The organism is Bombella sp. ESL0380, assembly GCF_009725805.1.
Lineage (GTDB): Bacteria > Pseudomonadota > Alphaproteobacteria > Acetobacterales > Acetobacteraceae > Bombella > Bombella apis.
Genome location: NZ_WNIH01000004.1, coordinates 120557 through 135124 on the forward strand (window position 1 = coordinate 120557; position 14568 = coordinate 135124).

The following is a 14568-nucleotide window of genomic DNA, read 5'->3' on the forward strand; positions in this document are numbered from 1 at the left end:
AACTGCTGCCGGACAGCCACAGCCCGACAATCCACGAAAAAGATTGACATGCTGCCCTCTCTGAGGCACCGGAAAGAGCACGTATGGCTTGCCCGCATATCATCAGGACAGTTTGCCCTTCATGACCAGCTTCTCTACTGCCTCCACCCCGGACAAGAGCTCCCCCTTCCCCCGTCTGGCCCGCTTCATGGCACTGCGACGCCGTTGCTGGACAGGCCTTCTGGCCGGTGGGGTGCTGATGCTCAGCGGCTGTGAGGCCATCAGCCCGCCGCCCATCCCGCGCGGGGCGCTGATCGAGAAACTGGATTATGACCAGCTGGTCCTCAACTCCAGCACCCAGAATGATGCCCTGAGCATACTGGGCTCTCCGACAGCCCATGCAACCTTCAATGACAATACATGGATCTACATTTCCATGACGAAGGACCTCGTGCCGCTGGCTCATCCGGTTGTGGACAAGCAGCAGGTCCTGGTCCTGAATTTCGACAATGCTGGCGTTCTCCGCAAGATGAACGTGCTGGACAGGCATGATGCCATCCGTGTCTCCATGGCAGGCGGAGCTACACCGACACCGGGCACGCATATTTCTGTTCTGCGGGAGCTGCTGGGCAATGTGGGCCGCTACAACCCGATGAGCAGCATGGGCAGCACCTTCGGCGGACTGGGAAATGGTGGCATGGGTGCCGGCCCGATGAGTGGCCAGGGCACCGGCAATGGGGGCGTCGGCAACTCGATGCCCTGATCCATCCATCCAGCAGCCTGGTGACGGGCTAACGGGCTGAAAAATCCTTTCCATGAAGGGGAAGAGTCTTTGTCCGGCTCTTCCCCTTTTCTTATCCCCCCTCCGAGAGCGGCCCGCCATATTCGGCAACATGCAAGACCCTGCGGAACCCATCAACAGCGGCTCCGTCAACCTGCCTGTATGCCCGTGTCAGGACAGTGCGAATGGCAGCAAAAAGTTCTGCCTCAAGCTGTCTGCCCTCATCTGTCAGAAAAACGGGCCGCTTCCTCCGGTCCCCTTCATCCTGTTTCTGCTCGACCAGTTTTTTCGCTTTCAGCTCGCCAAGGGCCCGGCCCAGCGACTGTTTGGTAATGCCAAGCCGCCTGCACAGCTCACTGGGCAGCAATCCGCCATGGCTGCCCAGAAAAAACATGATCCGGTAATGGGCAGGCCCCAGACCGTGAGAGTCGAGCCCTCCTTCACAAGCAGCGGACAGGGACCGCCAGAGGGCCAGGAGCCCCTCAAAGGACTGCCTGATGGAATTTTCACGCAGATACAGGTGCGCATCCACCATGGTACGCCTGTCATTCTGTACCCCCATCCCGTCCTCCTCCTGTTCACCACACACTCATCCACATGCACCATACGCCCACCAGCCATGAGGAACCATCAGACAGGCGAAATAATCCACAGATAAAGAGGGCCTCCACCCTTTATGCCCATCAGAAACTATTGTCTGTCGTTTTGGAGTATGATAGGCCACTTCACACTGTAATCGGATCCGCGTCCTTCAATGGGTGATGCTACAGACACCGCTCGGGAAGGATCAGAACCCCAAAGGAGATGACGACACCGTGCAGGTTCTCGTTCGTGATAATAATGTTGACCAGGCGCTGAAAGCCCTCAAGAAGAAAATGCAGCGCGAAGGCGTCTTCCGTGAGATGAAGCTCCGTCGCCACTTTGAAAAGCCGTCCGAGCGCCGCGCCCGCGAGGTTGCCGAGGCCGTGCGTCGCGCCCGCAAGATGGAGCGCAAGCGCCTGGAGCGCGAGGGCTTCTGAAGTCAGCCTGTTCGTATTTGTACGAATGAGAAAGCCATCCATGTTCGGATGGCTTTTTTCATGTCTGCCTTCATGCCGCCCATCAAGGCCGCTGCACGATCCAGCCGGAAAGGTTGTGCCGTTTTTCCAGCAGATAGACCCTTACAGGCCGCTTCCTGTCCTTCCGCCATACGGCCCAGCCGCCTGCGGGCACCGGTCCATACCGGCCATCCTTCAGATACAGGACCGTCCTGACCGTCTCATGAGGAAGCCCTGCCACATAGCCCCATCGGGAATCCTTTCCCAGCACCGCAAGACCTTGCGGTTTCTGAAACGCCAGAATTGAGGCCAGGGCATAATCGTCCGTTGCCAGACATGAAATCCCTGCCTTTTCGGCCTCTTCTGCGACCGCTGCTGCCAGATCACTCCAACCTGCCCCCAACCTTGCGATGGGATCCATATGCGGGGGCAGTGGCAACCATCCCGTCAGACACTGAGCATAGACCAGAACCGTGCAGATGCCCCCCGTCATACAGGCTCCCCTGAGCCGACCCGCATAAGCGGCCCCGGCCAGGATAAGGGCTGGATACAGCACCCAGACCCAATTGGGCTGGACACGCTCTCCCGTCACATTCACCAGAAACAGCAGCAGCGCAGGAGCGGACAGCCACAACAGCACATGCTGCTCATGGCGGGCACGCCATAGCCCCATGAAACACAGGACAGCAACCCAAGGGGTCAGGAGGGCCAGCTGCCCCGCCAGCAGTTCCCCCAGAAACTGCCCGGCCCGTTCAGGATGCCAGTACGAAGCCCGTCCGCCCTGTTTCAGCAGACCCGCCCAGCCATGCCTTTCATTCCAGACCAGGGTTGGCAGCACCATGAGGGCTGCTGCCCCTCCCCCCAACCAGGGGCCGGTCATACGCCAAGCCCCCCGGCCGCCAAACAGAACAAACCCCACCAGACCGAGCCCCGGCAGAAGAGCCGTGTATTTGGAATCGGCTGCCAGACCAAGACCAATACCGCACAGCACCCACCAGCCACAGGCTGCCGCCCCATGGGACTGCAAGGCTCCAGACAAAGCCCATAACATCAGACAAAGGAAAACAAACAGAGGGACATCTGGCGTGGCCGGAACAAGCCCCACAAACGCCATCAAGGTCACATTCAACAGTAGAATCGCCCGAACTCCCACCCTGTCACGAGAAGGGAAAAAACGACGGGCGGCCAGAAAAAGCCATATGTTGGCACAGACAAAACCGACCAGACCACAGAACCGTACGCCAAACGGCGTATCCCCCCACAAGAGGGTTCCCAGCCGAATCCACAACGCCACCATGAAGGGATGGTCCAGATACCCTGCCTGCATATGGCGGGACCAGAGCCAGTAATAGGCCTCATCAGGTATGAGAGGTACTTCAGCAGCCAGAAAAAGCCGCACCATGAGCCCCAGAGCCGCACAGCAGAACAGGATATGCAATGGCTTCCAGCGCCTGAAAAAGCGGACAGGTTTCAGCATGATCCGCTCCTAGAGCGGAACGCCGGCTCTCTCACAGCTTGTCCTGATGACCTGGAAAGTCTGTACCCGTACGACGTGCGTTACCTCGATCAGGTCCCGTGTCAGACGATTCTGATGTTCCGCATCCCGGGCCATGAGACGGAGGAGGAAATCCTCCCCTCCCCGGATCATGTGGCATTCCTGCGTTTCTGGCCATTCTGCGACCAGGGCCTCGAACTCTGCCAGCACGGCACCTTTCTGGCTGTCCAGCCCGACCAGAACAAAAAATGTGATGGACCAACCCAGCATCGCCGGAGCCAGCGTTGCATGATAGCCTTGGATGAGCCCCATCTCCTCCAGCCGCCTGACACGACGCAGACAGGGCGGCGCAGAAATTCCCACCCGTCGGGCCAGCTCCACATTGGTAACACGGCCATCCTGCTGGAGCTCCGCCAGGATACTGCGGTCAATCTCATCAAGGTCTGCAATGCTCATATGGTTTCCAGCAACTCTGCTCACAGAACCCCCATGCGGCCCGGATGGGGAACGGGCTCATCCGCAGGGGGTTATCCCCGCCTGTATAGACTGATCTTTCTTATGTGAAAACTCTTCCCATGGAAAAGAGAAATAATATTTCGTTTCTCCGCAAGATAATTATTTTTACCGAAATCTTTCATATACTATATCTGTTATCCTCCAGCCCGTAGCGGACCTAAGATCGCCCCGCCCCTTCGAAACCATTCCTCTCATCCCCGTAGCCGGGAAGATGATCCCTTTACCACGGAGCTTTCAATGGCAGAGACACATCATACCGACATGCTGATCGTCGGGGCCGGACCGGCAGGCTATACAGCAGCCATCTATGCCGCCCGGGCTGGCATGCAGCCTCTTCTGGTTACCGGCATGCAGCCCGGTGGCCAGCTGACCATCACGGATGAAATCGAAAATTTTCCCGGTTTTGCACAACCTGTCCAGGGGCCATGGCTCATGGAACAGATGCGGGAACAGGCTGAACATGTCGGGACGAAGCTGCTCTATGACCTCATCACGGAAGCCTCCCTCAAGCAGGGCCCTGATGCAGAAGGCTATTTCCACCTGAAAGGGGATTCTGGCGACCTGTTCCTGGCACGTACAGTCGTCATTGCCACGGGCGCCCAGGCCAAGTGGCTTGGTCTCGATTCTGAAAAGAAATATCAGGGTGCCGGCGTGTCTGCCTGTGCAACCTGCGACGGCTTCTTCTACCGCGGCAAGGACGTTGCCGTCATAGGCGGGGGCAATACGGCCGTGGAAGAAGCTCTCTATCTGACCCACCACGCCTCTACCGTGCATCTCATCCACCGGCGTGACAGCCTGAAAGCCGAACGCATCCTCCAGAAGCGCCTGCATGACAATCCCAAGATCAAAGTTCACTGGAACCGGTCTGTCCGCGAAATCATCGGTGAAGGCTCACCCGCCGTCGTGACGGCCCTTGAGCTGACAGACACGCAGGATAACACGAAAACGGAGCGTCTCGCCGTGGATGGCGTGTTTGTGGCCATCGGCCACAGCCCCAGCACAGGCCCCTTCCGGCATGAAGTCCTCTGTGATGAAGAAGGCTACATCACAACCCAGCCGGGAACTGCCTCAACGTCCATCCCCGGCATCTTCGCAGCCGGCGACATTCAGGACAAGACGTACCGTCAGGCTGTCACGGCTGCCGGTACGGGCTGCATGGCCGCTCTGGAAGCGGAACGTTACCTTACCGAAAAAAAATATGGTGCCTGACAGACCTGCACAGGGGCAGACCATCTCTCATTTTCGCCTTGCTGAAAGATGCTCTGCCCTCTATCAGTCAACACTAGCTAAAATGGACTAAACTCTATCCTTTTCATGGCCTTTCATCTTCATTTAACGAAAATATAACCAACTTTAGAGGCATTCTGCCCTTGACCGATCGTTTCTTTTCGGGAATTTTTCATGAAATAGATAGACGGTTAAGGTTACGATGCGGGGCGTTATGAGCAGAGCTGGCCATGATTATTGCGAAGGGGCGTACGGGAATCAGAAAATGGACTGGGACAAACTCCGTATCTTTCACACCGTGGCGGAAGCCGGCTCCTTCACTCATGCCGGTGATCGTCTCAACCTAAGCCAGTCTGCTGTCTCCCGGCAGATTTCTGCACTGGAAGACGTACTGGGCGTACCTCTCTTCCATCGCCACGCCCGTGGGCTTATCCTGACCGAACAGGGCGAGGTGCTCCACCGCACGGCCCGGGAGGTCTTCTCCAAACTAGCCCTGACCCAAGCTTTCCTGAGTGAAAACAGGGAGAAAGCGGCCGGGAAGATCAAGGTCACGACCACATCAGGCTTTGGCCTCTCTTGGCTGACACCCCGTCTCCATCACTTCATGGAACGTCATCCCCATGTGGAAGTCACGCTCCTACTTGAGGATTCCGATCTTGACCTGAGCATGCGGGAAGCTGATGTCGCCATCCGTCTCCATCCTCCCACCCAGCCCGACCTCATCCAGCGTCACCTGGCCAGTTTTCACATGCCCATCTATGCCAGCCGGGAATATCTGGAAGAACACGGTACCCCCACCACGCTGAAGGATCTGGCCGACCACAATCTGATCGGCTTTGCTGGCTGGCACCTTCCCCTGCCCCATGTAAACTGGCTGATTGAACGGCTCGTGAAGGATAAAATCATCCTCCACCCCAAGGTCCGCCTTGCCGTCAACAACATTGCGGCGGTCGGCATGGCCATTGCGCAGGGCAACGGCATCGGAACCCTGCCTTTCTACACAGCTTCCGCCCATCCTAACCTTGTCCGTATTCTCCCAGATGTGCATGGCCCGCTGGCAGAGGCGTTCTTTGTCTATCCGGAAGAGCTGAGAAGCTCCAAAAGGATTTCAGTCTTCCGGGACTTCCTGCTGGAAGAACTCAATACGGCCCGTACGGGGAAAGAAACCCCCTCACATAGCGCAGAGCCGTTCATTTCTTCGGCTGATTGACCCTCTCGCGCAGGTCTTTTCCAGCCCGGAAAAAAGGAACACGCTTCGCCCTGACAGCCACTGACTGACCCGTTCTCGGGTTCCGTCCCTGATGGGCAGTGTGCTGGCGTGTTCCAAAACTGCCTATGCCACGCAGTTCGGCCCTGTTCCCTGCTGCAAGGCCAGAAGCGATACGGGAAAATATCCCATCAACAGCCTGATCAACCTTATCTCTGGAAACACCCTCCAGGCGGGAGGTCAGTAAAGCGACAAATTCCGAGCGTGTCATCCAAACTCTCCGTCACTGATCATTCTTCCGAAGAGTGACAATAGGACGCCAGAAACGTCAAGAAAAAATGCTCTACTATGAAAAAAGCCGGGTTCACGCCCGGCTTTTTTCAGATTGATGTTAATAAACGGTTTCAGTTTTTACTGCCATTATCCCGTTTATTCTCGGCTGAGACACCAATATTACGCCCGAGCCCAATCGTTCTGGCCAGCTCGGACCGCCGTGCAGCATAGGCTGGCGCCACCATCGGGTAATCCGCAGGCAGACCCCACTTCTCCCGATACTGGTCCGGCGTCATGTCATACGTGCTCTTCAGGTGCCGCTTCAGCATCTTCAGCTTCTTTCCGTCTTCCAGACAGACGATATAATCAGGGTAGACGGACTTGCGCACGGGCACGGCCGGCTGCTGCCGGGTCTGCTCCGCCACGTCACCGCTTTCTCCCCCCTGCCCGGCAAGTGCCTCATAAACCTGGCGGATCAGTCCCGGCAGGCTGTCAGCAGAGACATCGGAACCAGTCAACTTTGCGACGACAATATCAGTCGTCAGCTCCAGCAGCTTTCTGCGCTCTTCATTCGGGGCCGTCTGAGTTCCTTCAGCCTGAGTATTGTCCGTCATTGAATAACCTTTGCAGCTACAAGTCTTCAGCAGAATTTTCAGAAAAGTTTTACTATTTTTCCTTTAAACAAAAAAGAGAAATATTCCATGATAATGAAAAAAATATTCCCTCTGAAATCATTCCGATATTTTTGTTCAATTATAAGTGTGACCCCTCGCATCCATGCGTAAAGGGCAGTAATCTCCCGTCCTGAAAGCCACTGGATGCGCAATGATCACCCGTTTTCTGAACTTCAGGACCCCGTCCTTTTTCTACTGGATCTTCACCCCGTCCCTGGATGGATTTCTCTTCGCCCTGCGGACTACCATTGCAGCCTGTCTGTCTCTGGGGATCGCTCTCTGGCTGGAGCTGGACAGTCCCATCTGGGCCCCCATGACGGTCTGGTCCGTAGCGCAGCTGACACGAGGAGAAAGCCTCTCCAAAGCCCGTTGGCGCATCATAGGAACATTGGCTGGCGGTGTGGCGGCCCTGATCTTCGTCGGCATATATCCGCAGGCTCCCTGGCTGTTTTTCCCGATCATTGCCCTGTGGATTGGCCTCTGCAGCGGGCTGGCCACCTTTGTCAGCAACTTCCGCTCCTATGCGCTGGTTCTCTCCGGCTACACCTGCGCCATCATCTGCATGGATGTCGTCCCGCATACGGGCAGCATCTTCATGTTTGCCGTATCCCGTGCCAGTTACATCATCCTCGGCGTGCTGTGTGAGGCCTTCATCGGGCTTCTCTTCGCCTTCAACCAGGACCGTGTAGCCCATCTCAAGATACGGCAGAAACTGGAATCGGCCCTAACACTGGTGGCCGACACCCTCCACCATATTCTCCAGAGGGACACCGGAGCCCTGACAGAAGCCCGCAAGCTGTTCGGCACCATCCTCTCCATCAACGACCAGATCGAATTTGCGGAACTGGAAATGGGTGCGCATGGTCATGAAGGCGACCATGCCCGTGCCGCCTTGGCCGCCGTATCTGCCCTGCTCTCCCGCAGTTTCGGTATGGCTACACGGTTGGAGCTGCTCTCCTCCAACCATCAGGATTTTGACACGGTGGCACGGGCGTTCCGGCATTTTCTGAAGGACTTCTCCAGCCGCCTGCCCCAGGAAGCCGAAATCTCGGAACTTCTCGCCGAGCTCCAGCACCTCCGGGACATCTGCCGCCGTTATGCAACCCCGCACCGGCAAAAGATCATCTCCACCTCTGGCCCACTAACCCCTCTACGGGACAAGACCACCATCATTACTGATTCCGCACTGGATGAACGTATTCTATTCTCATCCCTTGGGGATCTGATCGGTGATCTGGAAGAAGCCATCACGGAATATCACGCCAGCACGCACAGTGTGCGTGGTGACCATTTCCAGTTCCAGCGCCATACGCACCGGGACGGGCGACTTGCCTTCAATAACGGGTTCCGTGCGGCGCTGACCATTCTGGTCACATCCTTCATTTATGAAATCACGGCATGGTCCAATGGCAACACACTCATCAGCATCACGGCCCTGATCTGCGGCCTTTTCGCCACAAAGGAAGACCCCGTACTGGGAACAATCAAATTCCTCAAAGGGCTTGCGGTAGGCTGGTGCGTGGCCTGGCTGCTCTGCTTCATCTTCATTCCCATGGTCACGACATATGAACCTCTGGTGCTCATCCTGTCCTGCGTGATGATGATCGGAGGGTTAGCCCGGGCCAACCCTGCCACAGCCCCGGCAGCCTCGGCCTTCAACCTGCTGATGCCCCTGATGCTGGGCATCCAGAATCATCATGTCATTGACGAGACGAAATTCTACAACACCAACCTCGCCATCATCCTTGCAGGTGTAACGGCCGTGCTGATCTTCCGCAGCATCCTGCCTTTCAACCGCAAGGCCGAAGAATTCCGGCTGCGCCGTGCCACACTGCGGGAGCTGCGCAATCTTGCCAGCCTGAGCAGCACACCGCAGATCAGCGCATGGATTGGCCACAGTACGGACCGCTTCTCTCGCCTTCTCAGCCACGCCACCACCCTGTCCCCCCTTGTGGAGGCCGGTATTCAGGGTACGCTGGCTACCCTGACACTCGGGCTGAACATCATCCGCCTGCGAGGGTTGCTCAACCGTGAGTATCTGCCGGAAAGCGCCCGCCGCCCCATCACGCTGGTTCTCTATTACATTGAACACTCATCCCGCCGGCATGACCGGGCAGCCCGCCTGACCCGGGCCGCCATACGCCGCCTGCGTGAGCTGGACACACAGGACCATGAGGCCATCATCCGGCTGGAAATAACCCGTGCCCTGGCCCATCTTGTGGTGATCGAACACACCTTGCGGACAAACGAGAATTTTCTGGATGCCAGCAAGCCCTTCCGTGGTGAAGGCCCCATCCCCCTGCCCCATGATGAGGATTCATACGCAGGCCACCCGCAAAGGGCTTGATCTCCCGCCTGTGGGCAGCCAGACTTCTGCCTCCCTGCCCTTGTCCGAGGTTCTGCCGTCTCCATGAAGATCCATTATGTTGTCACAAGCCTGGAAACGGGTGGGGCTGAATTTGCCATCCCGGATATCGTAAAAACCCTCGAACAGTTCGGCCATCAGGTGGATGTCACCGCCTGCGAGCCTCGGGACATGGGGGCAGCTCCCCATCTGGAACAGGCCGGAATCCCCTACCATCTTCTGGACAGCCGGCGCCGCAGTTTCTTCCTCACGCTGATCCGTCTCCTGCGCCTGCTCCGCCGGAACCGGCCCGACATCATCTGGACCTCCCTGAGCCGGGCCACACTGCTGGGCCAGCTGGCCGGAGCACTCCTCAATATTCCCGTTGTCAGCTGGAAGAACAGTGCCAGCATCCGTTTCACCACCACGGCAGGCCGTCGCATTACCCGGCTATGGGTTGCAGATTCCGCTTATGTAGCCCGTTTCCTTCGGGAAAAAATGAACATTCCGCCGGAGAAAATCACGTCCTGGCCTCTTTATGTGGCCGCCCCCGAAAACCACCCGGCCCCGGACTGGAATGGCGGAACACCTCTGCACATCGGCAGCACGGGGCGACTGCATGAGGTGAAAAACTATCCCCTGCTCATCGAAGGTCTGGCCCTGTTCCGCGCACGTCATCCCCAGTGGGCAGACCTCGTGCACCTGTCCTTTGCAGGCGATGGCCCCCAGCGGGCGGAGCTTGAAACCCTCATCCGGCAGCACGGGCTGGAAAACCACGTCTCACTGAAAGGTTTCCAGACGGATGTTCCGGCCTTTCTCCGCACGCTCCAGCTTTACGCACAGCCCTCACGTTATGAGGGCATGTGTCTGGCTGCCCATGAGGCCATGAACATGAGCCTGCCTGTCATGGCGACACCGGTCGGGGAAATGCGCAACAGCGTCCAGCCCGGTCAGACAGGATTCCTGCTGCAACCTGACAGGATTCCTGAAACCTTCTGCGACACGCTGGCAGAAATTTTTCAGAACCCGGCCCTGCTGAACGACTACGGCAAAGCTGCAAAACGTTACATCGAACAGCATTACAGCCGGGAAGCTTTCACGCAACGATGCGGAAAAATCGTTGAGAAACTGGAGCGGATGACCACCCCGCAACCCTCAGGAAAAAACCCGTCATGACAAAACTCTGCCGCTATGGCCGCCCCGGCTCTGAAAAGCCCGGACTGATCGACAGTTCCGGTACACTGCGTGACCTTTCGGGACTCTGGAGTGACCTGACGCCGGAGCGTCTCTCCCCACAATCCCTTGCTCAGGTGGCAGCCATTGATGCAGCGACCCTGCCAGCCGTGGAAGGCTCTCCCCGGTTCGGCGTGCCCATCAGCCATGTCTCCAAATGCGTCTGCATTGGCCTGAACTATGCCGATCATGCCGAAGAGGCCGGTCTCCCCATCCCGCAGGAACCGATCGTCTTTCTGAAAGCTCCTTCCGCCCTTTGCGGTGCCCATGACGACATCCCCATCCCGCCCCATGCTTCACAAGTGGACTGGGAAATCGAGCTGGGCATCGTCATCGGCAGCACAGCCCGCCATGTGACGGAAGCGGAGGCTCTGGAGCATGTGGCAGGCTACTGCATCGTCAATGATGTGTCAGAACGCAGTTTCCAGATGCAGTCCTCACAATGGGACAAGGGCAAGGGCTGCGACAATTTCGGACCTGTCGGCCCCTTCCTTGTCACGGCTGATGAGATCGCTGATCCGCAGAACCTGCGCCTCTGGCTGGACGTGAACGGAACCCGCCGTCAGGACGGCTCGACAGCCACCATGATCTTCTCTGTCCGTGAGATCATCGCCTATCTCAGCCGGTACATGACGCTCCTGCCCGGCGACATCATTGCCACCGGGACACCGCCCGGTGTCGGGATGGGACACAAGCCGCCCCTGTGGTTGCAGGAAGGTGACGAAATGCGGCTTGGCATTGAAGGGCTGGGGGAACAGAAGCAGACACTCGTGCGATGGACACGATGAAAAAACAGAACAACCCCATGAAAGACAGAATGACAGAAACATATACTTACAGAACTGTCCTCTGAATCCACCGCCTGCCCGCGCCATTTTCACCTGCCACCAGCTGGATGGCCATTGTTCTCGTGGACATGGAGCACTGGTTTCACAATACCGGACCGGAAGAAACTCATGTCATCCTGACGGTCCTTGGCTCATGAAGTTGAAATGCACATATGCCATTTTCACGACATGTCGCCATGAAATCCATCTCATATAATTAAAACATTACTCATATTGCTATATTATAAACAATCAGCTCTCGACATGATGAATCTTAATGGCGCTCTAATGTGACTTTCATAAAACAAGTGAAGAACCATTTTTCATTCAAAATTTAAGAAGCTTGTAAAATTTTCGTGTTTCCTTGCATCCGCCAGCAGATGTCCGTTGGTTCCGCTTAATGAACTGGGAGAAAGGGCCATGAGTCTTTCCATCAACACCAACCAGTCTTCCATGGCTGCCCTGGAAACACTGAACACGACACAGACGGATCTGGCCCACACGGAAAACGCTGTTTCCACTGGCAAGAAAGTGGCCAATGCCTCCGACAATCCAGCCGCTTTCGGCATCGCCTCCCAGATTGGCGGGGACATTGCAGGACAAAGTGCTGTCAATGACGGGCTAAGCTATGCCTCCCAGGTTCTCAGCGCTACCAACTCTGCGGCCAACAGCATCATCAAGGTTCTTCAGAATGTCCAGAATGCCGTGACAACCGTTGGCAACAACATCGGCAATGAATCATCTCTCGGCCAGCTCAACAAAGAGCTGACAGGTTACATGAAAAGCATCGACACCATCGCCCGAAACGCCACGGTGAAAGGCGTCAATCTTCTTTCCGGCGGCACGCTGAGCGGCACGGGGGACGGAATGGGCATTACCTCCAACAGCCTGACCTTTGTCACCAGCCTCCAGGGAGACACGCAGACACTGAACAGCTACGGCTACATGATCGGCCTCACGACCGGTTACGGGATCGGCCACATCATGACGGAACTGTTCGGCATGACACCTGGCAGCGCAATGCCTGGGGAAGACCCCACCGTGAACAACTTCCTGACGGCCACTCCTGACGGTGCCCGCATCAGCGACGGTTTCAATGCGGCGGCCACGGCACAGCGTCTTCCCAGAATGATCCAGATCACGCAGAACGCCATCCAGGCGATGACCAACGTCACATCCGACCTTGGCGCCAACATGCAGCTCATCAGCTCCATGAGTGCCTATGGGCAGAAATCGTCCGATTCCCTCACGGCAGCATCCGGTGCGCTGACGGATGCTGACATGTCTGCCGAGTCTGCCAAACTGACATCTCTCCAGACCAAACAGTCCCTCGGCATCAAGTCCCTTTCCATCGCCAATGGCCAGTCACAGAACATCCTGTCCCTCTTCCAGTAAGGGCGGCGTGCTCAGGCGCCGGTCACTGGTACCGGCTGTCCGGTATCATCTTCCACTGGCTCCACGATCAGGCCCAGACGTTCCGTTTCAAAATCCATATGAGCCGCCTCCAGCCGGGGCAGGTTTTTGCTGACCTTGGCTGAAAGCTGCCTGAAACGGTCCACCCGGCCATACAGCCCCTGCTGCCCGGCCAATGCCCTGACGGCACTGTTGTAATGGTTGCTTGCCGTGTTCAGGCTTCCGCCCAGCTTATTCAGCCTTTCGGCCACAAGGCATACCGAATTGTAGATGTCCCCTGCCTTCTCGCTGATCTCACGGGCTTCCCGGTTGCTCCGTTCGATCATCCACAGATTGGCGACCGTCCGCAGGATGGGAATGAGTGTCGTGTGGGACACCAGCACGATGCCCTTCCTGTACCCATAGTCAAACAGGTCCCGGTCCGCCTTCAGGGCACTGATGTAGGCCGGCTCGATCGGCATGAACATGAGGACAAAACCGGGACTGCGCATCCCGATCAGGTTCGTGTAATCCTTGGAGGCCAGATCATCCATGTGCCGGCGGACGGATTTCACATGCTCCCTGAGAGCGGCCTCGTGCTCCGTCTGGCTCTCCGCCGCCACGGCCCGGTCATAGGCATTCAGCGACACCTTGCTGTCGATGATGATGTGTTTGCCTTCGGGCAGCCGGATCAGATAGTCCGTCTGTTTCTGCCGCCCCTCCGCATCCCGGAAGGAACTCTGGACCTCATAATGGGCTTCTTCCACAAGACCGCTCATCTCCAGGGTCCGGCGAAGCTGCGCCTCCCCCCAGGCACCACGCTGCTGGGAATCCCCCTTCAGGGCTGATGTCAGGTTGGTGGCCTCCTGACTCATCTTCAGGCCGATCTCCAGAACCTTCCTGATCTCCGCATTGAGGGTGCTGTTCCCCTGGAGGGACGCATCATGCACCTCATTGACCCGCTTCTGAAACCCTTCGATCTGCTCCCGGAACGGCTTCAGCATGGACGACAGGCTGACCTGACTGGCATCGGCAAAGCTTTTACCTTTTTCCTCGAATATCCTGTTGGCCAGATTTTCGAACTCTTTCCCCAGTGACTGCCTGGCTTCGCCAAGCTGCTGCATCTGCTCCCGGAAATGTTCCTCTTTCCGCTCCAGCGTCGTTCTGATTTCCACATGCTCTTTTTCCAGCATGCCATATTTCTGGAGGAGGGCCTCATACTGTACGCCCCGTTCCGTCAGGGCCGCATCCAGCCGCTGGACCGTCTCATGGGCATTGCGCAGCTGCGTGCGGGCTGTATTCTCCGCAAGCTCCGTGTCATGAAGCCTGTTCCTGAGCTGGACAAGCTCCCCTCCGTCCCTGTCATTCCGGTCACTGGCCTGCTGGAAAGCCACCTCCATCTGCCGGACCTGCATGGCAAGATCAGATATCTTCAACCCAGCCCGCCTCATGGCCAGCAGATACCCCAACCCGGCCGCCAGAAACGCCACGATAGCCATGGCGACGGTACCGATCACCAGTACGGATATCTGCATGTTGCTCCCTCCCAAAGGCCCCGGTTTGGGACCATGACCTCCGTAAAC

At 57.2% G+C, this 14568-nt stretch carries 14 protein-coding genes; 8 read left to right on the top strand and 6 right to left on the bottom strand.

Annotated features, from left to right (window positions below):
- Positions 1-121: 121 nt before the first annotated feature.
- A complete protein-coding gene (locus GM608_RS05180; RefSeq protein WP_373364574.1) occupies positions 122-742 on the top strand; it encodes an outer membrane protein assembly factor BamE in 621 nt (206 codons plus the stop codon).
- Positions 743-833: 91 nt separating this feature from the next.
- Here the strand turns inward: GM608_RS05180 and GM608_RS05185 are convergent, their stop codons facing one another.
- Positions 834-1322 carry a MarR family winged helix-turn-helix transcriptional regulator gene (locus GM608_RS05185; RefSeq protein ID WP_052349035.1) on the bottom strand — a complete coding sequence of 163 codons (489 nt, stop codon included), beginning with the start codon at positions 1320-1322 and terminating at the stop codon, positions 834-836.
- A 253-nt stretch (positions 1323-1575) separates the two neighbouring features.
- Between GM608_RS05185 and rpsU the strand changes: the two genes are divergently transcribed.
- Positions 1576-1779 carry a 30S ribosomal protein S21 gene (gene rpsU, locus GM608_RS05190; protein ID WP_026294133.1) on the top strand — a complete coding sequence of 68 codons (204 nt, stop codon included), beginning with the start codon at positions 1576-1578 and terminating at the stop codon, positions 1777-1779.
- 82 nt (positions 1780-1861) lie between these two features.
- Here the strand turns inward: rpsU and GM608_RS05195 are convergent, their stop codons facing one another.
- Together GM608_RS05195 and GM608_RS05200 are read right to left on the bottom strand one after the other, a co-directional pair.
- Positions 1862-3274 carry a glycosyltransferase family 39 protein gene (locus tag GM608_RS05195; RefSeq protein WP_333645148.1) on the bottom strand — a complete coding sequence of 471 codons (1413 nt, stop codon included), beginning with the start codon at positions 3272-3274 and terminating at the stop codon, positions 1862-1864.
- 9 nt (positions 3275-3283) lie between these two features.
- Positions 3284-3748 carry an Lrp/AsnC family transcriptional regulator gene (locus GM608_RS05200; RefSeq protein ID WP_043559880.1) on the bottom strand — a complete coding sequence of 155 codons (465 nt, stop codon included), beginning with the start codon at positions 3746-3748 and terminating at the stop codon, positions 3284-3286.
- 297 nt (positions 3749-4045) lie between these two features.
- Between GM608_RS05200 and trxB the strand changes: the two genes are divergently transcribed.
- Together trxB and GM608_RS05210 are read left to right on the top strand one after the other, a co-directional pair.
- Positions 4046-5017, top strand: a complete 972-nt coding sequence (gene trxB, locus GM608_RS05205) for a thioredoxin-disulfide reductase (protein ID WP_333645149.1) — start codon at positions 4046-4048, stop codon at positions 5015-5017.
- Positions 5018-5300: 283 nt separating this feature from the next.
- Positions 5301-6245, top strand: a complete 945-nt coding sequence (locus GM608_RS05210) for a LysR family transcriptional regulator (protein ID WP_052349033.1) — start codon at positions 5301-5303, stop codon at positions 6243-6245.
- Here the strand turns inward: GM608_RS05210 and GM608_RS05215 are convergent.
- Both GM608_RS05215 and GM608_RS05220 read right to left on the bottom strand, forming a co-directional pair.
- Entirely contained in the window at positions 6226-6513 is a 288-nt protein-coding gene (locus tag GM608_RS05215) for an HU family DNA-binding protein (protein ID WP_103765590.1), read from the bottom strand. The two genes, GM608_RS05210 and GM608_RS05215, sit on opposite strands and share 20 nt — an antisense overlap.
- A 133-nt stretch (positions 6514-6646) precedes the next feature.
- Entirely contained in the window at positions 6647-7129 is a 483-nt protein-coding gene (locus tag GM608_RS05220; RefSeq protein WP_081563239.1) for a MucR family transcriptional regulator, read from the bottom strand.
- A 211-nt stretch (positions 7130-7340) separates the two neighbouring features.
- On the opposite strand from GM608_RS05220, the gene GM608_RS05225 reads away from it, so the two are divergent.
- The 4 genes from GM608_RS05225 (at position 7341) to GM608_RS05240 (ending at position 12988) form a co-directional block, all read left to right on the top strand.
- Positions 7341-9536, top strand: a complete 2196-nt coding sequence (locus GM608_RS05225) for an FUSC family protein (RefSeq protein ID WP_081847696.1) — start codon at positions 7341-7343, stop codon at positions 9534-9536.
- Between the two features lie 63 nt (positions 9537-9599).
- Complete coding sequence (locus GM608_RS05230; RefSeq protein WP_333645151.1) at positions 9600-10709, top strand: glycosyltransferase family 4 protein; 1110 nt, start codon at positions 9600-9602, stop codon at positions 10707-10709.
- Positions 10706-11554 (top strand): fumarylacetoacetate hydrolase family protein, encoded by an 849-nt coding sequence (locus tag GM608_RS05235; protein ID WP_333645152.1) that lies wholly within the window; start codon positions 10706-10708, stop codon positions 11552-11554. The genes GM608_RS05230 and GM608_RS05235 overlap by 4 nt, the downstream gene beginning before the upstream one ends.
- A gap of 459 nt (positions 11555-12013) precedes the next feature.
- Complete coding sequence (locus GM608_RS05240; protein WP_249089937.1) at positions 12014-12988, top strand: flagellin; 975 nt, start codon at positions 12014-12016, stop codon at positions 12986-12988.
- Positions 12989-12999: 11 nt separating this feature from the next.
- Here the strand turns inward: GM608_RS05240 and rmuC are convergent, their stop codons facing one another.
- Entirely contained in the window at positions 13000-14520 is a 1521-nt protein-coding gene (gene rmuC, locus GM608_RS05245) for a DNA recombination protein RmuC (protein WP_333645153.1), read from the bottom strand.
- Positions 14521-14568: the final 48 nt, after the last annotated feature.

What these genes read in the sequence shown, in the direction of transcription:
- GM608_RS05240 (WP_249089937.1), top strand. Translation starts at nt 12,014, where the DNA reads ATGAGTCTTTCCATCAACACCAACCAGTCTTCCATGGCTGCCCTGGAA.
- GM608_RS05200 (WP_043559880.1), bottom strand. Translation starts at nt 3,748, where the DNA reads ATGAGCATTGCAGACCTTGATGAGATTGACCGCAGTATCCTGGCGGAG.
- GM608_RS05225 (WP_081847696.1), top strand. Translation starts at nt 7,341, where the DNA reads ATGATCACCCGTTTTCTGAACTTCAGGACCCCGTCCTTTTTCTACTGG.
- GM608_RS05230 (WP_333645151.1), top strand. Translation starts at nt 9,600, where the DNA reads ATGAAGATCCATTATGTTGTCACAAGCCTGGAAACGGGTGGGGCTGAA.
- GM608_RS05220 (WP_081563239.1), bottom strand. Translation starts at nt 7,129, where the DNA reads ATGACGGACAATACTCAGGCTGAAGGAACTCAGACGGCCCCGAATGAA.
- rmuC (WP_333645153.1), bottom strand. Translation starts at nt 14,520, where the DNA reads ATGCAGATATCCGTACTGGTGATCGGTACCGTCGCCATGGCTATCGTG.
- GM608_RS05215 (WP_103765590.1), bottom strand. Translation starts at nt 6,513, where the DNA reads ATGACACGCTCGGAATTTGTCGCTTTACTGACCTCCCGCCTGGAGGGT.
- GM608_RS05235 (WP_333645152.1), top strand. Translation starts at nt 10,706, where the DNA reads ATGACAAAACTCTGCCGCTATGGCCGCCCCGGCTCTGAAAAGCCCGGA.
- trxB (WP_333645149.1), top strand. Translation starts at nt 4,046, where the DNA reads ATGGCAGAGACACATCATACCGACATGCTGATCGTCGGGGCCGGACCG.
- GM608_RS05210 (WP_052349033.1), top strand. Translation starts at nt 5,301, where the DNA reads ATGGACTGGGACAAACTCCGTATCTTTCACACCGTGGCGGAAGCCGGC.
- GM608_RS05195 (WP_333645148.1), bottom strand. Translation starts at nt 3,274, where the DNA reads ATGCTGAAACCTGTCCGCTTTTTCAGGCGCTGGAAGCCATTGCATATC.
- GM608_RS05185 (WP_052349035.1), bottom strand. Translation starts at nt 1,322, where the DNA reads ATGGGGGTACAGAATGACAGGCGTACCATGGTGGATGCGCACCTGTAT.
- GM608_RS05180 (WP_373364574.1), top strand. Translation starts at nt 122, where the DNA reads ATGACCAGCTTCTCTACTGCCTCCACCCCGGACAAGAGCTCCCCCTTC.